This is a genomic window from Streptomyces nitrosporeus, assembly GCF_008704555.1.
Classification (GTDB): Bacteria; Actinomycetota; Actinomycetes; order Streptomycetales; family Streptomycetaceae; genus Streptomyces; species Streptomyces nitrosporeus.
This window is the reverse complement of sequence record NZ_CP023702.1, coordinates 7,458,077-7,475,661: the sequence shown is the minus strand read 5'-3', so window position 1 is coordinate 7,475,661 and position 17,585 is coordinate 7,458,077. Positions and strand designations below refer to the sequence as shown.

Sequence of the window (17,585 nt, the reverse complement as noted above, 5' to 3'; positions counted from 1 at the left end):
CGGATCGGACGAGATCTCATGTCTGCGACTTCACGAGAGCACCCGGTGTTCGCCGCCGTGGACCTCGGGGCGACCAGCGGCCGGGTGATCACCGGCCGGGTCGGCCCGGATTCCCTGGTGCTGAGCGAGGCCTGCCGGTTCCCCAACACTCCGGTGCGGCTCCCGGACGGGCTGCGCTGGGATGTCCCCGCCCTCTACCAGGGGATGCTGGACGGTCTGCGCGAGGCGGCGCGCGGCGGGCCGGTCGCCTCGGTGGGGGTGGACACCTGGGCCGTGGACTACGGTCTCCTCGATGCCGACGGGGCCCTGCTCGGCATCCCGTTCCACTACCGGGACGGCCGCAACGCGCCGGCCGCGGACGCCGTGCTGGCGGACGTCGGCGCGCGTGAGCTGTACGGGGTCAGCGGGTTGCAGCACCTGCCGTTCAACACGCTCTTCCAGCTCGCCGCCCACCGGTCCGGCGCCCAGTGGGCCGCGGCGCGGACGGTCCTGCTGATCCCCGATCTGCTGGTGTACTGGCTGTCCGGGGCGGTGGGCGCGGAGGTGACCAACGCGTCGACGACGGGACTGCTGGACGCGCGGACGGGGAACTGGTCGGACGCGCTGATCGGCCGGCTGGGGCTGCGGCGTTCGCTCTTTCCTCCGCTGCGTGAACCGGGGGCCGCCGCGGGGACGGTCCTGCCGCATGTCGTCGAGTACACCGGACTGCCCCCGGGCACGCCGGTGACGACGGTCGCCTCGCACGACACCGCTTCCGCCGTCGCGGCTGTCCCCGCCACCGAGCCGGGCTTCGCCTACGTCTCGTGCGGCACCTGGTCGCTGGCCGGTCTGGAACTGGACGCTCCGGTGCTGACCGAGGAGTCGCGGGCCGCGAACTTCACCAACGAACGCGGGGTGGACGGGACGGTCCGCTACCTCCGCAACATCATGGGGATGTGGCTGCTAGAGGAGTGCCGTCGCTCCTGGCGCCGCTGGGGCGTACCGGCGGATCTGGCCGGTCTTCTCGGGGAGGCGGCGCGGGCCCGGCCGTTCGCGGCGGTGATCGATCCGGACGATCCGCTCTTCCTGGCGCCGGGTGACATGCCGGCCCGGATCGACACCGTGCTGGCCCGTACGGGGCAGCCGCTGCCGGACGGCCCGGGCGGCTATGTGCGGTGCGTCCTGGAGAGTCTGGCGCTGGCCCACCGCAGGACCTTGCGCCAGGCGGCGCGGCTGGCGGGCCGCGAGCCGACCCGGGTGCATCTGGTCGGCGGCGGCGCGCGCAACGCGCTGCTGTGCCAGTGGACCGCGGACGCCACCGGCCTGCCGGTCACGGCGGGCCCGGCGGAGGCGACGGCCCTCGGCAACGTGCTCGTCCAGGCCCGGGCCCACGGGCTGCTGGGGGATCTCACGGATCTGCGGCGGCTGGTCGCCCGCACCCAGGAGCTGCGCCATTACAGCCCCGGCGGTGACGGGAAGGCGTGGGACCGGGCTGCGGACCGGCTGGACGCGGCGTGCGCCTGAGGGCGGACGGCCGGTTCGGGCAGGGTGCCGGGCAGAGGCTCAGGGCGCCGGGCAGAGGCCGAGTTCCCGGTCACCGAGCGGCTCGAAATGACGGGCGACGTCGGCGGCGGTGACATCGGTGAGACGGGCCGGGGTCCAGCGGGGGCTGCGGTCCTTGTCGATGATCCGGGCACGGACGCCCTCGATCAGGTCGGGCCCTTCGAAGGCCTGGCAGGAGACGCGGAACTCCTGGTCGAGGACGGCTTCGAGACGGCCGAGGCGCCGGGCGCGGCGCACCGCCTCGAGAGTGACCTTGAGCGCGGTGGGTGACTTGGTCCGGAGGGTCGCGGCCGCCTCCCGGGCCGCCTGGACGCCGCTGTCGTCGAGGCGGCCGAGGATCTCCTCCACGGTGTCCGCGGCGTAGCAGTCGTCGATCCACCCGCGGTGCCGCGCCAGCCCGGCCGGAGGAGCGGGGGCGGTGTACCGCCGTACCGTGCCGGCCAGTTCTCCGGGAGTGGTGGCGCGGGAGAGGTCCGCGACGAGGCCGGGCAGACGAGGTGACGGCACGTAGTGGTCGGCCAGACCGCACAGCAGTGCGTCGGCCGCGTGTGCCTGGTCACCGGTGAGCGCGAGGTGGGTCCCGAGTTCTCCGGGCGCGGCGGCGAGCAGGTGGCTGCCGCCGACGTCCGGGACGAAGCCGATGGCCGTCTCGGGCATGGCGACGCGTGAGCGTTCCGTCACGACGCGGATGTCGCCGTGGGCCGACACGCCCACGCCGCCGCCCAGCACGAAGCCGTCCATGAGCGCGATGTACGGCTTCGGGAACCGGGCGATCCGGGCGTTGAGCCGGTATTCGTCGCGCCAGAAGTCCAGTGAGGTACGGCGGCCCGCCCGTGCGTCCTCGTAGATCGACCGGATGTCACCGCCCGCGCAGAGTCCGCGTTCACCGGCGCCCCGGATGAGGACGGCCGTGACCGAGTCGTCCGCCTCGGCCCGGGTCAGGGCGCCGTCGATGCCGTGGACCATGGAGTGGCTCAGCGCGTTCAGGGCCTTCGGGCGGTTGAGCGTGATGTGCAGGATGTGGCCCTCGGTGTGCAGCAGGACGGACTGGTCGTTCATGGGTGCGCTCCGGTGGGCCGTCGGTGATCTACGGGGCCATTCTGCGACGGGCCCCGGGACGCCGGGGAGCCGGGTCCGGGCAGGGGCGCCGCCGCACCCCGGCGCCGGGGGCCGGCAAACGCGCTGCGGCACACCCGTACGGCGGGTTCGGCAACGGGACGAGCGGGCCGTCGCGTCCGGGAATCCCGCCGGGACGGCTTCCGGAGCGGGAATGACCGGCGCTTCGGGGCAGGGCGATGGCTTCGCGATCCCCTCGCTGCTCCGGTCCGGCCGGGGTTCGGACAGGGGCGCGGGGACGGCGGAGCGCCTCGCCCCGAACCGGACCGGAAGTTCCGAGTGGGGCCTCGACGCGCGGACGCTGGACGCCGATGAGGCGGGACCGGCGGTCTTCGGTGGAGGCCCGGCGGTCTTCGACGCCCGTCCGTCCACGGCGGTGGAGCGGCCGGCCGCCGGCGAGCGGTCCCGGCCGCCACGATCGACGAGGCGCTCACCGGCGGGAGCGGTTCATGCAGCGTCCGCCCAGCTGCCTTTGGCCGACGGCACCCCGCAGGGGGCCCGTGCCCGGGCCAGGGCCCTGCGCTCCGCGGAGGGCGGGCCCCACCGGGTCGTCGGTGCGGTGCGGGACGCGACCGCCGGGGCCGCCCTTCGGCCCCGCGTCTGCCGCTCCTCGGCACGGTCGCCGCGCGGTGGGGCATCGAGCCACGCGGCGAGGGCAAGGCCGTCCGGTGCGGGATCGGTCCGGCTCCGGAGCGGCCTGGTGCCCGGGAGGGCCGGGCCGGGGCTCCGTCTCCGCGCCGAGCCGTACGGATGCCCGCCGTGCGGCCGGCGGGCGGTGGCCCCGGGCGTGCGGGGCGGCCGGCGCCCCTCCCGATACGCCCGGGGTACCGCGTCCGGGAGACTCCGGCAGGGCCGGCCGGGCCCGGAATCCGGCGGGCCGCTCCGAAGATGGCCGGAAGGTGACGTTGCCGAGGACCCGTGCGGCGGCGAGAGGGCCCCGCGGTGGCCGGAGCGTTCCTCAAAGTGCCTTGTGCGTGAGGTGCAGTCCGACGTCACCGCGTGCGGAGTGCCCGAAGCCTTCGGGCCGGTGTTCCCGGGACATCGGACCCGGGCGAGCGGTGGAGGCTCACCGCGTGGGTGTCCGTCTCCACCACCGCGTCGGACCGCATGGCGCGGTGACCCCGGCACGTGCCCGTCCCACCGTGCACTCGCCCAGGGCGCGGCCGACGCACCGGCCGGTGGCGCGACGTCCCGGACCGGCCCGGGGGACAGCCTCCCCCGTCGGCGGCCCCCGGGGACCGTCACCGGGTCCGCCGGCCGGCGCGGGTCACAGGTGCCCCATGTCGTCGATGCGCTGACGGCCCGTCACACCGATGTGTTCGCCCACGCGGTTGACCATCAGCGTCATCTCGTAGGCGACCTGGCCTACATCCGCCTCGGCGGCGCTGAGTACGCACAGGCAGCTTCCGTCGCCGGCCGCGGTCACGAAGAGCAGCGCCTCGTCGAACTCCACCATCGTCTGACGCGCCCGTCCCGCTCCGAAATGCCGGCCCGATCCCCTGGCGAGGCTCTGCAGGCCGGACGAGACGGCCGCCAGGTGTTCCGCGTCCTCCCGTGCCAGTGCCGAACTGGCCCCCGTCACCAGCCCGTCGTTCGACAGGATGAGCGCGTGCCGTATGTGCTCCACCCGGCTGGTGAGATCGTCAAGGAGCCAGTCAAGTCCCCGGTCCAGCGCCATGTGCGCGTCCTCCCCCATCGTCCGTTCCCCACGTCGTGCGCAAGCCTTACCCACACGATCCTCACGGGCAAGCGCCCCTCGGTTACCGGGGCGTCGCTTCGCGCCACCGGGCGACGGCGGCGGAGGATGGGCGCATGGCACACCACATGACTCAGGAAGAGTGGCGGGCGTTCCTCTCCGAGGGCACCCGCACCGGCAAGGTGGCGACCGTCCGGGCGGACGGCAGACCTCACATCGCTCCCGTCTGGTTCCTGCTCGACGGCGACGATCTCGTGTTCAACACCGGCAAGGAGACCGTGAAGGGCCGCAACCTCGCACGCGACGGGCGGGTGTCGGTCTGTGTCGACGACGACCGCGCCCCGTTCGCGTTCGCCGTGGTCCAGGGGCACGCCCGGCTCAGTGAGGACCTCGACGAGGTACGCGGGTGGGCGACCCGGATCGCGTCGCGCTACATGGGCCCGGAGGCGGCCGAGGAGTTCGGGGCACGCAACGGTGTGCCGGGGGAACTCCTCGTGCGGGTGCGTGCCGACAAGGTGCTCGCCATGGCTGACGTCGCCGATTAGGGCGTGTCCGGGCGCTCATGTGCGGGGCCGGATGACGAGGGCCGCCGCGGTGACGGTGCCGAGGAGGACGTGGCCGCGCTCGTCGCACCGAGGGGCGTCGGCTCCGTCGTGCTCGCGTTCGCTGACGCGCACGCACGACGGTGGAGCCGGCCGGGGTGTCCCGCGGACTGTCTCCCCGGGAGCGCCCGCTTCGGCCCGGGCCTGCCGGAGCGGACGCTCCCGGGTCCCGTCGGCCGGGCACGGCCGACGGGGTTCACAAGCGGTCTTCCGCGGTCCGGACCCCTCGGGCGGTTCGCACCACCGCACGGCGTCGCGTGCCGGCCGTGCCCTCGGGCTGACGCGGCCGTGCACAAACCGCCGTGCCTCGGCCGCCGGCGTCTTGATCGCCCGGACAGGTCCGGGGTGGTGCCCGGTGCCGGAACCCGCGGGAAGCGGCCCGGCGGCGGGATCCGGGGCCCGTCCGCCTGGCGGCCGCGTTCGCCCACCGGTCCCTCTCACCGCGGTGCCCGAACCCGCGGTGCCCGGGCGCTACGATCCGCTCTGCCGGTGTGCCGCAGCCCGTCGCCCCGCTCCGCAGGTGTCCGTTTCTTCTCCGCCGTGAACGGCGGGGTGTCCGCAGAGGAACCCGATGACCGACGCTCGTACACACGTCCAGGACTTCTTCTCCGTACGCGCTGCCGGTTGGGACAGCCGCTTCTCCGGGGACGGACCCGCCTATGCTGCGGCGGTCGGTGAGCTGGGGCTGCGGCCCGGGGACGCGGTGCTCGACGCCGGCTGCGGGACGGCCCGTGCCCTGCCCGCCCTGCGGGCCGCCGTGGGCGGCGGCGGCACGGTGCTCGGGGCGGATCTGACGCCCGCCATGCTCGCCGAGGCCGTCCGAGCGGGCCGTACCCGCCACGGCGCGCTGCTGCTGGCCGACGCCGCCCGCCTGCCCCTGCGCGACGGAACGCTCGACGCGGTGTTCGCGGCCGGGCTGATCTCGCACCTGGCGGACCCCGGGGAGGGGCTGCGTGAACTCGCCCGTGTCGTGCGCCCCGGTGGACGGCTCGCCCTGTTCCATCCGGTCGGCCGGGCGGCACTGGCGGCACGGCACGGCCGCCGGCTCACCGACGGCGATCTGCGGGCCGAAGCCGCACTCACCCCGTTGCTGGCGCGTTCGGGGTGGCGGATCCGGTCGTACACCGACCGGGACGACCGCTTCCTGGCCCTCGCGGAACGGGCCCGCTGACGCGGACGCCCGCGGCGGTCTCACTCCGCGGGCGCGTCCGGGGCCCGGCTGTGCAGAACGGGGCAGCCCCGGATGCCCGGGACGGGGAAAGTGCCGAGGCGCGCCACCTCGTAGCCGTCCGGGTACCCCTTGATCTCGGGATTCTGGCGGGCGTAGCGGGCGGTGGAGCGCGGCGGCATGAGCCGCACGGCGCGTGCCCGCAGACGGAGGGCCCCACGGGTCAGACCTCGTACGACGGGGCCGGGGCGCTCGTAGCGGAACGCCCGCAGCAGCGAGTCGTCGAGGAGGGCGAGAGCCGCCTTGCGTACGACGGGGGCGAGCGGGCGGGGGTACCAGGAGCCCATCAGGGCCAGCGTGGCGTCGGACACCTCGCGTGCTCCCGGGTCCCAGCCGAAGTGTTCCGCCTCGTAGGTGTCGAGGGTGCGCTCGAAGTCCTCGTAGGTCTGCGGCAGGTCCCTGATGCCCATGTGCGCGCCGAGTGTCCTGTAGTACGCGGCGAACGCGCTCGTCTCGTGTCCGGAAAGCCTGCGCCATCCGTAGGCGTCGATCCAGCGCTTGGGCGTGACGACGAAGGTGCAGAGGACGTAGCGCATGTCGTCGTTGCTGATGTCGTAGCTGCGGTGCATCCGGTTGATCCGGCGGATCGCCGTGCGCCCCGTCTCGCTGTCGAAGCCGTGTTCCACCACGGCGTCGAGGAGGAGCGCGGTGTCGTCGTACCTCTTCTGCGAACGTTCCGTCAGCTCCGCGGTCGTGGCGAGCAGCCGGCCGATGCCGGGAACGGCGTAGGTGCGGTACAGGGCGAGTTCGAGTGCGCGGGTGACGTCCCAGGGGAACTCGTAGGTGACGGTGAGCCGGAAGATCTCCAGGAAGTCGCGCTCCGGGTCCAGCCGCCGGATCTCCTTGAGCCTGTCGAACCGCTTCACCATGCTGTCTCCCCCTCGCCGGCCGGAGCGGCAACCCTATGTGCGGCGGGCGTGCCGGCACCACACGCGGGGCGTGTTCCGGCCGGTCCGTCCCGGCAGAGGCGGTGCGCCGCCTTCTCGTCGCCCCTTGTCCGGTCGTCAGGCCCTCGGCGGCGGGGTCACCGGGTGGCTGAGGTGCGCCGGACGAGACCGGGCGACGACGGGTCCGGGCGCCGGGGACGGCTCAGAAGGGCGGGCTCCGCCCTTCCTCAGACGCGGTCGAGGGGGCGGTGCGGTCCGTGGGGCGGTTCGGCCTCGATCGGGTCCCCGGGCCGTACCACTCCACCGCTGACGACGATTCCCATGATTCCCGCCTTCCGGACGAGGGAGCCCTCGTCGTCGCGGTGGACGACCCGCTTGAGCAGTCCTGGCCGGAAGGCGTCGATCTGCAGGCAGGGGTTGCGCAGGCCGGTCACCTCGACGACCGCCTCGTCCCCGAGGCGCAGCAGGGTCCCGGTGGGCAGGGCGAGGAGGTCGAGTCCCACGGTGGTGATGTTCTCGCCCAGGTCACCGGCGCCGACCTCGAAACCCGCCTCCCTCAGTTCGGTGAAGAGTTCCTGGTGGATGAGGTGCACCTGGCGCAGGTTGGGCTGCGTCGGGTCCTGGGCCACCCGGGACCGGTGCTTGACGGTCGTCCCGGCGTGGACGTCGCCCTCCACGCCGAGGCCCGCCAGGAGCCGGATGCTCTCCCTGTTCGGCTTGGTGAACGCGTACACGCCGTTGCTGCTGACGGCGCCGACCTTGCTGTTCAGCGTCCTATCTCCTTGCGCCCGACCCTGCGGAGCCTCCGCCGCTGGGAAGGATCCAGCATCAGATACCCGGCCGCGGGCACTCCGAGAAGGATCAGCAGCGACCACCAGAACCCGATGAAGGGGATCAGGACGACCGCCACGACCACTCCCCCGATGGCGACCTTCGCACCGTTCGACATGACCTGTGCCTCCTCCGCGGCCGGAACCGCTCCTGTACTGACGACAACGTCCGCGTCGGCCGATCGGTTCCACCGAGCGGGACCGGGTTCTACCGCAGGGGTTCGCCCACCTCGTGCATGTGCCTCAGCGCCTGCCGGTACGACTCGGTCAGTCCGGTCTCCGTGTACGGCATTCCGATGGCCGCGCAGTGGGCCTTGACCAGGGGCTGCGCCAGGCGCAGATGGGGACGGGGCATGCTCGGGAAGAGGTGGTGCTCGATCTGGTAGTTGAGGCCGCCGAGGAACCAGTCGGTGAGCACGGCCCCGCGGACGTTGCGCGAGGTGAGGACCTGGCGCTGCAGGTGGCCCCAGCGGTCGCCGTCCGGGTCGGGCATCTCCATGCCCTTGTGGTTGGGCGCGAAGGCCATGCCCAGGTGGAGTCCGAAGAGCGCGTGGTGCACCAGGGCGAAGACTACGGCCCGGCCCACGGACATGGTGGTGAGCAGCAGGGTCGCGTACAGCGCGAGGTGGAGGCCCAGCAGCAGTCCGGAGAGGGCGCGTTCACGGGCGGGCTGACGGCGCAGGAACTGGAAGCCGTAGACCTTCAGGGCGATGCCCTCCAGGAGCAGCATGGGGAAGAAGAGGCGGGCCTGGTTCCGGGTGAGCAGACGGGCGAGCCCTTCGCGCTGCGCGGCCTGTTTCTGGGTCCAGACCAGCGCGCCCACGCCGACGTCGGGGTCCTTCTCGATGTGGTTGGGGTTGGCGTGGTGGCGTACGTGCTTGTCGTTCCACCAGGCCTCGTTCATACCGAGGAGAAGGTTGGCGTGCACGAGTCCGAGGATCCGGGCGGCCCGTCGGTCGCCGGTTATCTGGGAGTGCCCCGCGTCGTGCCCGACGAAGGCGGTGCGGGTCCACAGGACGGCCAGTGGCAGGGCCAGGAACAGGTTCCACCAGGTGTCCCCGACCAGCACGACCGCCGCGACGGTGGCGCCCAGGGCCGCCAGGTCGGCCGCGATGGCCAGGGCGTACCGGCCGGGCCGGCGTTCCAGGAGTCCCTGGCTCCTGACGGTCTTCAGGAGGGGGGCGAAGTCGCTGCCGGGAGCCGGGGGGCGTCCGGGGCTCTCCATGCCGTCGCCCGATGGCTGTCCGACGGTGGTTACTGCCTGGGGCATGGTGTCTCCGGTTTCTCGGCAACGGCTCTGACCTCGTCAAACGTACGGAGCGTGAGCACTGCCGGGCCATGAGGTCTTCACCCCGGTTCGCCTGGGGAGTTCACCCCGGGCGTACGGGGGCCAGCCCCACCGTCCGGGGGTGGCGCAGGCTGTACCACGGGGCCGCGCGTCACCGGCTCCCGGCGGATCGGCGCATGACCGCGCGGACCGCCCGCGGGTGAGGTACCCTCGGCGCCCCGGCCCCCCACTAGTCAAATTTGAGGAATCTGCCATCACTGTGCACAGGCCCTCTGCGGCAACTCTCGACGAGATCGGCGGACTGTCCCGTTGCCAGGCGGTCTTCCTGCCCTCCGAGCCCGCCCGCTCGGGTGCCGTCGCCTTCTGGGATCCGGAGAGCGGCACTCCGCCCGCCGGTCCGGGGAGCACGGCGGAGCTGACCGTCGCCGGCGACGGCGCCCTTCTCCGTACGGTGGCGGCGCGGCTGGTCCCGGTGGGCGACGCGCTGCCGGTCCTGACGCGGGCGCGCACCTCGGCCCATGCCTCGTCCGGGGCCGCTTTCTGGGGTGCGGCGGCCGTCCTGGCCCTCCAGTTCGTCGCGCGCGGGCTGCTGCTGCCGGGGCTCGGGGCGAAGGACCACGACGCGTGGCGGGCCGGCCCCCTGGCGGCGGACGACCTGGAACGGGTCCGGGTGCTCGCCGCCTCCATGCCGCCGTACGCGCACGCGGTGCCGCTGGACCCCTCGGCGGATCCGCTGATGCTGCCGGCGCCGGAGCCGCTCCTGCGGTCGTTCGTGGACGCCGTCGCCGACACGCTGCCGCGCACCCCCGGTGCCGCCCGGCTCACCGGCGGTCCGGCGTTCGCGGCGGCGGAGCCGGTGCGTCTGCCCGGACTGCGGCCGTGGGCCACCGATGTGGCGGCGGGTCATGACGCGGGCGTGCGGCTCTCGCTGCGCGTGGAGGTGTCCGGGACGGCCGGGGCAGAGGACGGCGCCGGGGCCGCCGGTCCCGCCTTCCGGGTGGTCCTGCAGCTCCACAGCGTCCAGGATCCCGCGGTGGTCGCCGACGCGGCCGACGTCTGGACCGGCCGTACCGGCACCGTGGCGCTGTTCGGGCCGCGGGCGCGGATGGACGCGCTGCTGGCCCTGCGCCGGGCCGCCCGCGCCTGGCCGCCCCTGACGCCTCTGCTGTCGGCCGCGGTCCCGGACGCCGTGGAGCCGGCGGACGAGGAGATGGCCGAACTGCTCGGCCCCGCCGCCCGGGTGCTCGCCGCGACGGGTGTGCGGGTGCACTGGCCCAAGGAGCTGTCCGGGAAGCTCACCGCCCGGGCGGTGATCGGTCTCGCGAACGAGGAGGACGAGGAGGACGAGGCCGGGAGCGGTGGTCCGCGGCGGCCCGGCGCGAGGACACCCTCCTTCCTGTCCGCGGACGCCCTGCTGGCGTTCGACTGGCGGTTCTCGCTGGGGGGCCGGGAGCTGAGCCGGACGGAGCTCGACCGGCTCGCGGAAGCGGGCCGGCCTCTGGTCCGGCTGCGCGACCAGTGGGTGCTCGTCGATCCGGAGGAGGCACGGCGCGCCCGGCGGGCCCAGGACCACAAGGTCACACCGCTCGATGCCCTGGGGGCCGTGCTGACCGGGAGCACCGAGGTCGGCGGGCGGCGGGTGGAGGTGACCGCGACCGGCCGGCTCGAACAGCTGCGTGCCCGGATCGCCGATCCCGAGGCGGCGGACGGCCGGACCGTCGGCCCGCCGTCCGCGCTGGCCGCGGAGTTGCGCGACTACCAGCTGCGCGGCCTGAACTGGCTGCACACCATGACCTCCCTGGGACTCGGCGCCTGCCTCGCGGACGACATGGGTCTCGGCAAGACCATCACCCTGATCGCCCTGCATCTGCACCGGCAGGGCGACAGCGGCTCCGCCGGTCCGGCCCTCGTGGTCTGTCCGGCCTCCCTGCTGGGCAACTGGCAGCGGGAGATCGAGAAGTTCGCCCCGGGCACGCCGGTACGTCGCTTCCACGGCGCCGCGCGGTCGCTGGAGGGCGTCGTGGACGGCGAGTTCGTGCTCACCACGTACGGCACCATGCGGCTCGACGCGGCCCGGCTCGCGGGCACGCCGTGGGGGCTGGTGGTGGCCGACGAGGCTCAGCACGTCAAGAACCCGCATTCGGCGACCGCCCGGCAGCTGCGGACGATAGGCGGCCGGGCGCGGGTCGCGCTCACCGGCACGCCCGTGGAGAACAACCTCTCGGAGCTGTGGGCGATCCTGGACTGGACCACCCCGGGGCTGCTCGGCCGGCTGGGGACGTTCCGCGACCGGTACGCGAGCGCGGTGGAGGGCGGCGACGACCCGGCGGCCGCACGGCGGCTGGCCGCGCTCATCCGCCCCTTCCTGCTCCGACGCCGGAAGTCGGACCCGGGTATCGCCCCGGAGCTGCCGCCGAAGACGGAGACGGACCGCGCCGTGTCGCTCACCCCCGAACAGGCGGGGCTGTACGAGGCGGTGGTGCGGGAGGCCCTCGCGGAGATCTCGGCCGCCGAGGGCTTCGAGCGCCGCGGACTCGTGGTCAAACTGCTGACCGCGCTCAAGCAGATCTGCAACCACCCGGCGCAGTACCTCAAGGAGGAGCGCCCCCGGATCGCGGACCGCTCGGGGAAGGTCGAACTGCTGGACGAACTGCTGGACACGATCCTGGCGGAGGGATCGAGTGTCCTGGTGTTCACCCAGTACGTGCGGATGGCGCGCCTGCTGGAAGGGCATCTGGCCGCGCGGGGGATACGGACGCAGTTCCTGCACGGGGGCACTCCGGTCGCCGAACGCGAGGCCATGGTGGACCGCTTCCAGGCGGGCGGGGCGCCGGTCTTCCTGCTGTCGCTCAAGGCGGCGGGAACGGGGCTCAACCTGACCCGGGCCGGCCATGTGGTGCATTTCGACCGCTGGTGGAACCCCGCGGTGGAGGCGCAGGCCACGGACCGCGCGTACCGGATCGGGCAGACACAGCCCGTGCAGGTGCACCGGCTGATCGCCGAGGGGACCGTGGAGGACCGGATCGCCGCCATGCTGGCACGTAAACAGGGACTCGCGGACGCCGTGCTGGGCAGTGGCGAGAGCGCGCTGACGGAACTGACGGATGCGGAACTGGCCGACCTGGTCGAGCTGCGGGGGGAATCACGATGAACAGCCATGAGCTGGAACGGACGTTCGAGGCGTTGCCGCCCGCCCAGGGCCGCGGGTTCGCGTCGTCCTGGTGGGGGCTGGCGTGGCTGAAGGCGCTGGAGGACACCGCGCTGGACGGCCGGCAGCTCAAGACCGGGCGCAGGCTCGCCCGCGAGGGCCGGGTGGGCGCGGTCTCCGTGCGGCCGGGGCGGATCACCGCGGTGGTACGGGACCGTGAGGCGGTGTACCGCAGTGACGTGCTGCTCCAGGAGCTGAGCGAGGACGAGTGGGACCGCTTCCTCGGCATGGCCTCCGAGCGGGCGGGGCACATCGCGGCCCTGCTCGACCGGGAGATGCCCCCGCACCTGGTGGAGGACGCGGCGGCGGCCGGGGTCCATCTGCTCCCGGGCATCGGGGACCTGGAGCCCGAGTGCGGCTGCGAGGCGTGGGACCACTGTCCTCATACGGGCGCCCTGTGCTACCAGGTGGCCCGGCTGCTGGACCAGGACCCGTTCGTCCTCCTCCTGCTGCGGGGCCGGGCGGAGCGGCGGCTCCTGGACGAGCTGCAGGCGCGCAGCACCGCCCTCGCCTCCCACGTGGCGGCCGGCGAGGAGTCCGGGCCGCCCGGCGTCTCCCCGGCCGCGGTACGGGCGGACGAGGCGTTCGCCGCCCGGGACGTCCTGCCGCCGCTGCCCCCTCCCCCGCCCGTCCCGGGGGCGCCCGGCGACTCGCCGTCACTGGACACGGAGGCCGACCCGGTGGAGGGTGTGGATCCGGCGGCGCTGGAGGTGCTGGCGGCCGACACCGCCGCGCGGGCTCTCGCGATGCTGGCGGACGCGCTGTCCGACGGCCACGGGGCACGGCCTCCCGCTCCCGCCCTCACGAAGGAGCAGGACGCCGTGCGGCTGGCCGCCGACGCGCGGCCGGGCGCGCCGCTCCTGGCCCGGATCGCCACGGCCTCCGGCCGGTCGCGTGCCGGTCTGGACGCCGCGGTGGCCGCCTGGCGCCACGGCCGTACGGCGGGGCTGGCGGTGTACGACGAGGAGTGGGCCCCCGGGCCCGCGGATCTCGCCCGTGCGCGGGCCCGGCTGGCCGCGGCCTGGGAGGACGGCGGCGCCCCCGGGCTGCGTGTGGCGCAGAACCGCTGGACGGTGGCGGGGGCGGCGGCACAGCTGAGGTACGGCCGGGACGGGCGCTGGTGGCCCTATCGCCGGGAGCACGGCCGCTGGGTACCCTGCGGCCCCGCGGACGACGACCCCGCGGCCGCGCTGGCGAGCGTTCCCGACCCGGCCCCGGGCCCCTGACCGCGCGGCCGGCCGGGCCCCTTTCCCGCGCGCCCGCTGAGCGGATGCCGGGCGCTGTGCCCGTCACCGCCGTCTTCCGCCGCACCTGCCGCGCCCCGTACGGTGGGTCGGCCGTACCGGACGCCGCTGTCCGCGATACGGACGCCGTTCCGCCGCCGCGGCCACCCTCACCCCCGACAGGAGCACCCATGCACCGCAGGAGAATTCTTCAGGGAGCGGCGGTCACGGCCACCGCCGCGTTCTTACCCGCCTCGGTCCGTGCCGTCGCCGCGTCCACGGCCGGGACGGACTACCCGCCGGCCCACGCGGCCCCGGCCTCCACGTCCAACTACACGGTGTCGAGCCGCCCTTCCGCCTATCCGGTCGGCTTCGTCGTCATCCACGTCGCCCAGGAGACGTTCACGGACACGCTGAACATCTTCCGCAATCCCGCCAAGCAGGTGTCCGCCCACTACGTGGTGCGCTCCGGTGACGGGTACGTCGCCCAGTGCGTGCGCGAGAAGGACATCGCGTGGCACGCGGGCAACTGGGACTACAACACGCGCAGTATCGGCATCGAGCACGAGGGCTGGGTGGACCAGCCCTCGTTCTTCACCCACACCATGTACGAGCAGTCGGCGAGGCTCACCGCGGACATCTGCGAGCGGTACGGCCTGCCCAAGGACCGCGCCCACATCATCGGGCACCACGAGGTCCCGGGCAGCGACCACACCGACCCGGGGGTGAACTGGGACTGGGTCCGGTACATACGTCTGGTCAACCTGCTCTGACTTCCTGATTGGCCGCGCCCCGGTCCGGGAAGGCGTCGCACATGCGCATGGACCACGAGAAGGCGCCCGTACTGGAAGCTCTCACCGCCTATCAGGAGAGGGGGCGGCTGGGGTTCTCCCCACCGGGGCACAAACACGCCCGGGGGGGCGGCCCCGGACGTGCGGGCCGTGCTCGGCGACGCCGTCTTCCTCGGCGACGTCCTGGCCAGCGGCGGCCTCGACGACCGCAGGACGTCGGGAAACGTCCTGAAGCAGGCCGAGAACCTGATGGCGGACGCCGTCCACGCCGAGCACACCTTCTTCTCCACCTGCGGCAGTTCCCTGTCCGTGAAGGCCGCCATGCTCAGCGTGGCCTGGCACAACGAGAAGCTGCTGGTGGGCCGGGACGCCCACAAGTCGGTCGTGGCGGGGCTGATCCTGTCCGGCATCGAGCCCGTCTGGATCGATCCGCAGTGGGACGCCGGACGGCATCTCGCACACGCCCCTTCGCCCGAGGCCTTCGAGCGTGCCTTCGAGGAGCATCCCGACGCCCGGGGCGCCCTGGTTACCAGCCCGACCCCGTACGGCTCGACGGCGGACCTCGCCGCGATCGCCGAGGTCTGCCACCGCCGGGGGCGTCCTCTCGTCGTCGACGAGGCGTGGGGGGCGCACCTGCCCTTCCATCCCGGTCTGCCCGCCTGGGCGATGGACGCCGGGGCCGACGTGTGCGTCACCAGCATCCACAAGATGGGAAGCGGTCCGGAGCAGGGCTCCGTGTTCCACCTGCGGGGCGATCTGATCGACCACGACACACTCGCCTCACGCGCCGACCTGCTGGGGACCACCAGCCCTTCGGTGCTGCTGTACGCCGGCATCGACGGCTGGCGCCGGCAGATGATGCTGGACGGGCACTCCCTGCTGGGCCGCGCGCTCGACCTCGCGGCCGGTGTGCGGCAGGAGATCGAGGCCGGCGACGGCCTCCACGTCAACGACCGCTCCGACTTCTGCGGTCCGGGCGCGGGCACGGACTTCGACCCCCTGCCCGTCGTCATCGACGTCACGGGACTCGGCACATCGGGCTACCGGGCGGCCGACTGGCTGCGCGAGACCCACCATGTCGACATGCACCTGGTCGACCACCGCCGGATCAGCGCGCAGCTCACCCACGCGGACGACGCGGAGACGGCCGGGCGCCTGCTCACGGCGCTGCGGGACCTGTCCCGCAACGCGCACACCCTGCGTCCCGCGCCGGAGATGGTCATCCCGCCCCCGGCGGAGCTGCGGCTGCCTCAGGTGCTCACGCCGCTGACGCGTACTTCTCGGCCACCGAGGACATTCCCGTCGAGGAGGCGGTGGGCCGTGTCGCCGCGGAGATGATGACCCCTTACCCGCCCGGCATCCCCGCCGTCGTACCCGGCGAACGGCTGACCGAACCGGTTCTGCGGTACCTGCGTTCGGGGATCGAGGCGGGCATGAACGTTCCCGATCCGGCGGATCCGCAGCTGCGTACCGTCCGTGTCTGCACCGCGGGCGAAGGCCCCTGACCGCTCCTGGCCACGGCCCGCCGCGGGCTCCGGCCTCAGCCGCCCGCGCCGGGCCCCGTGTCCGCCCCGCCGGCCGCGGGGCCCGGCCCGGCCGGGGCGTCCTCCGCGTCCTGTCCGGTTGCGGGCATCGCCTCTCCGCCCCGCAGGCGCCGCAGGTCCGAGGCCCGGACCTGGATGACCAGCAGCGCGACGACCGCGGCGACGACCGCGAACACGGCGGCGACGACGAAGGCGTGGGAGACCCCGGTGGCGAGCACCTGCTCCCCCCACGGAGGCGGCAGCCGGCCGGTCCTGCGGAACTCCGCCTGCTGGGCGGGCGTCGCCTCCGCCAGGAAGCGCGGTACCTGGTCGGCGGCCTCGTTCCGGCCGGCCGTGCCGAACACGGTGACCAGGATGGACAGGCCGAGGGAACCGCCCACCTGCTGTGTGGCGTTGAGGACTCCGGAGGCTGCTCCGCTCTCCCGGGGGGCGACCCCCGAGACCGCCATCAGCGTCAGCGACACGAACTGCATGCCCATACCGGAGCCGAAGACCAGCATCGGGCCCAGGATGCTCCCGGCGTAGGTGCTGTGGACGTCTGTCCTGGTCAGCCAGGCCAGCCCGGCCGCGGCGAGGACCGCCCCCGTCACCATGAAGGGCTTCGGCCCCCAGCGGGGCAGGAACCTGGAGGCCAGGCCCGCGCTGACCGCGATGACCGCGCTGACGGGCAGGAAGGCGAGGCCCGCGCGCAGCGGGCTGAAACCGAGGACGTTCTGGACGAACAGGGTCAGGAAGAAGAACATGCCGAACATCGCGGCGGCGAGGCTGAGCATCATCCCGTAGGCCCCGGCGCGGTTGCGGTCACGGAACATGCGCAGGGGGGTGATCGGCTGCCGGGAACCGCGCTCGACCATGAGGAAGGCGGCCAGGAAGACCACCGCCGCGACGAAGGCACCGAGGGTCAGGGCGTCGCTCCAGCCGTCCTCGGACGCCCGGATGAACCCGTAGACCAGCAGTACCATCCCGAGCGTGGAGGTGAGGGCTCCAAGGAGGTCGAAGTGTCCGGGGTGCCGTTCGGACTCCCGGATGCAGCGGGGGGCGGCCAGGGCGATCAGCAGCCCGATGGGCACGTTGACGAAGAGGACCCAGCGCCAGTCGAGCCACTCCACGAGCACCCCGCCGGCGAGCAGCCCGATGGCGCTGCCGCCCGCCGACACGGCGGCGAACACACCGAACGCCCTGTTGCGTTCCGGCCCTTCCCGGAAGGTCGTGGTGATGAGCGAGAGGGCCGTCGGGGACGCGATCGCGCCGCCGGCCCCCTGAAGGGCGCGGGCTGCGAGCAACTGCCAGGACTCCTGGGAGAATCCGCCGGCCAGCGAGGCCGCCACGAAGAGCAGGACGCCGAGGACGAGGACTCTGCGGCGTCCGAGGATGTCACCGAGCCGTCCGCCGAGCAGCAGCAGTCCTCCGAACGTCAGGGTGTAGGCGTTGATCACCCACGAGAGGTTCTCGGTCGAGAACCCGAGGGAGGTCTGCATGTGCGGCAGAGCGATGTTCACGATGGTGATGTCGAGGACCACCATCAGCTGGCAGGACGCGATGACGAGCAGGGCCGTCCCGCTGCCGTGGCCCTTCTCCGGAGTTCCGGCAGACCGGCGGGATGTCGTACGGGAAGCGGTCATGGCGTTGC

The 17,585-nt window shown here is 73.6% G+C and carries 13 protein-coding genes and 1 pseudogene; 7 read left to right on the top strand and 7 right to left on the bottom strand.

Going from position 1 to position 17,585, the window contains the following annotated elements:
• Positions 1–18: 18 nt before the first annotated feature.
• On the top strand, positions 19–1,503 hold the full coding sequence (locus CP967_RS33290; RefSeq protein WP_150491536.1) for a rhamnulokinase: 1,485 nt from the start codon (positions 19–21) through the stop codon (positions 1,501–1,503).
• Positions 1,504–1,542: 39 nt separating this feature from the next.
• On the opposite strand, the gene CP967_RS33285 is transcribed toward CP967_RS33290, so the two are convergent.
• Both CP967_RS33285 and CP967_RS33280 read right to left on the bottom strand, forming a co-directional pair.
• Positions 1,543–2,601 carry an enoyl-CoA hydratase/isomerase family protein gene (locus CP967_RS33285; protein WP_150491535.1) on the bottom strand — a complete coding sequence of 353 codons (1,059 nt, stop codon included), beginning with the start codon at positions 2,599–2,601 and terminating at the stop codon, positions 1,543–1,545.
• A gap of 1,324 nt (positions 2,602–3,925) precedes the next feature.
• Positions 3,926–4,336: a roadblock/LC7 domain-containing protein gene (locus CP967_RS33280; protein WP_150492165.1), complete on the bottom strand. Its 411-nt coding sequence runs from the start codon at positions 4,334–4,336 to the stop codon at positions 3,926–3,928.
• A 134-nt stretch (positions 4,337–4,470) separates the two neighbouring features.
• On the opposite strand from CP967_RS33280, the gene CP967_RS33275 reads away from it, so the two are divergent.
• Complete coding sequence (locus CP967_RS33275) at positions 4,471–4,899, top strand: PPOX class F420-dependent oxidoreductase (protein WP_150491534.1); 429 nt, start codon at positions 4,471–4,473, stop codon at positions 4,897–4,899.
• A gap of 628 nt (positions 4,900–5,527) precedes the next feature.
• A complete protein-coding gene (locus CP967_RS33270) occupies positions 5,528–6,127 on the top strand; it encodes a class I SAM-dependent methyltransferase (RefSeq protein ID WP_150491533.1) in 600 nt (199 codons plus the stop codon).
• A gap of 20 nt (positions 6,128–6,147) precedes the next feature.
• Here the strand turns inward: CP967_RS33270 and CP967_RS33265 are convergent, their stop codons facing one another.
• The 4 genes from CP967_RS33265 to CP967_RS33250 form a co-directional block, all read right to left on the bottom strand.
• Entirely contained in the window at positions 6,148–7,053 is a 906-nt protein-coding gene (locus CP967_RS33265) for an oxygenase MpaB family protein (RefSeq protein ID WP_150491532.1), read from the bottom strand.
• A gap of 245 nt (positions 7,054–7,298) precedes the next feature.
• Complete coding sequence (locus tag CP967_RS33260) at positions 7,299–7,841, bottom strand: MOSC domain-containing protein (RefSeq protein ID WP_150492164.1); 543 nt, start codon at positions 7,839–7,841, stop codon at positions 7,299–7,301.
• Complete coding sequence (locus CP967_RS33255; RefSeq protein WP_150491531.1) at positions 7,838–8,020, bottom strand: hypothetical protein; 183 nt, start codon at positions 8,018–8,020, stop codon at positions 7,838–7,840. The genes CP967_RS33260 and CP967_RS33255 overlap by 4 nt, the downstream gene beginning before the upstream one ends.
• A gap of 89 nt (positions 8,021–8,109) precedes the next feature.
• Complete coding sequence (locus CP967_RS33250; RefSeq protein WP_150491530.1) at positions 8,110–9,171, bottom strand: acyl-CoA desaturase; 1,062 nt, start codon at positions 9,169–9,171, stop codon at positions 8,110–8,112.
• A gap of 277 nt (positions 9,172–9,448) precedes the next feature.
• On the opposite strand from CP967_RS33250, the gene CP967_RS33245 reads away from it, so the two are divergent.
• The 4 genes and pseudogenes from CP967_RS33245 (at position 9,449) to CP967_RS33230 (ending at position 15,916) form a co-directional block, all read left to right on the top strand.
• The gene (locus CP967_RS33245) at positions 9,449–12,340 is read left to right on the top strand and encodes a DEAD/DEAH box helicase (RefSeq protein WP_150491529.1); all 2,892 of its coding nucleotides are present in this window, start codon (positions 9,449–9,451) and stop codon (positions 12,338–12,340) included.
• On the top strand, positions 12,337–13,623 hold the full coding sequence (locus tag CP967_RS33240) for an SWIM zinc finger family protein (protein WP_150491528.1): 1,287 nt from the start codon (positions 12,337–12,339) through the stop codon (positions 13,621–13,623). Before CP967_RS33245 ends, CP967_RS33240 begins: the two co-directional genes overlap by 4 nt.
• A gap of 188 nt (positions 13,624–13,811) precedes the next feature.
• Positions 13,812–14,393, top strand: coding sequence for an N-acetylmuramoyl-L-alanine amidase (locus CP967_RS33235; RefSeq protein ID WP_150491527.1), 582 nt, complete (start codon positions 13,812–13,814; stop codon positions 14,391–14,393).
• Positions 14,394–14,434: 41 nt separating this feature from the next.
• A pseudogene (locus tag CP967_RS33230) lies at positions 14,435–15,916 on the top strand (aminotransferase class I/II-fold pyridoxal phosphate-dependent enzyme).
• Between the two features lie 35 nt (positions 15,917–15,951).
• Here the strand turns inward: CP967_RS33230 and CP967_RS33225 are convergent.
• A complete protein-coding gene (locus CP967_RS33225; RefSeq protein ID WP_150491526.1) occupies positions 15,952–17,577 on the bottom strand; it encodes an MFS transporter in 1,626 nt (541 codons plus the stop codon).
• Positions 17,578–17,585 lie beyond the last annotated feature (8 nt).

Excerpts from the sequence above, each read along its gene's own strand:
- CP967_RS33240 (WP_150491528.1), top strand. The coding sequence starts at position 12,337 with ATGAACAGCCATGAGCTGGAACGGACGTTCGAGGCGTTGCCGCCCGCC.
- CP967_RS33235 (WP_150491527.1), top strand. The coding sequence starts at position 13,812 with ATGCACCGCAGGAGAATTCTTCAGGGAGCGGCGGTCACGGCCACCGCC.
- CP967_RS33290 (WP_150491536.1), top strand. The coding sequence starts at position 19 with ATGTCTGCGACTTCACGAGAGCACCCGGTGTTCGCCGCCGTGGACCTC.
- CP967_RS33285 (WP_150491535.1), bottom strand. The coding sequence starts at position 2,601 with ATGAACGACCAGTCCGTCCTGCTGCACACCGAGGGCCACATCCTGCAC.
- CP967_RS33255 (WP_150491531.1), bottom strand. The coding sequence starts at position 8,020 with ATGTCGAACGGTGCGAAGGTCGCCATCGGGGGAGTGGTCGTGGCGGTC.
- CP967_RS33225 (WP_150491526.1), bottom strand. The coding sequence starts at position 17,577 with ATGACCGCTTCCCGTACGACATCCCGCCGGTCTGCCGGAACTCCGGAG.
- CP967_RS33250 (WP_150491530.1), bottom strand. The coding sequence starts at position 9,171 with ATGCCCCAGGCAGTAACCACCGTCGGACAGCCATCGGGCGACGGCATG.
- CP967_RS33270 (WP_150491533.1), top strand. The coding sequence starts at position 5,528 with ATGACCGACGCTCGTACACACGTCCAGGACTTCTTCTCCGTACGCGCT.
- CP967_RS33280 (WP_150492165.1), bottom strand. The coding sequence starts at position 4,336 with ATGGCGCTGGACCGGGGACTTGACTGGCTCCTTGACGATCTCACCAGC.
- CP967_RS33265 (WP_150491532.1), bottom strand. The coding sequence starts at position 7,053 with ATGGTGAAGCGGTTCGACAGGCTCAAGGAGATCCGGCGGCTGGACCCG.
- CP967_RS33275 (WP_150491534.1), top strand. The coding sequence starts at position 4,471 with ATGGCACACCACATGACTCAGGAAGAGTGGCGGGCGTTCCTCTCCGAG.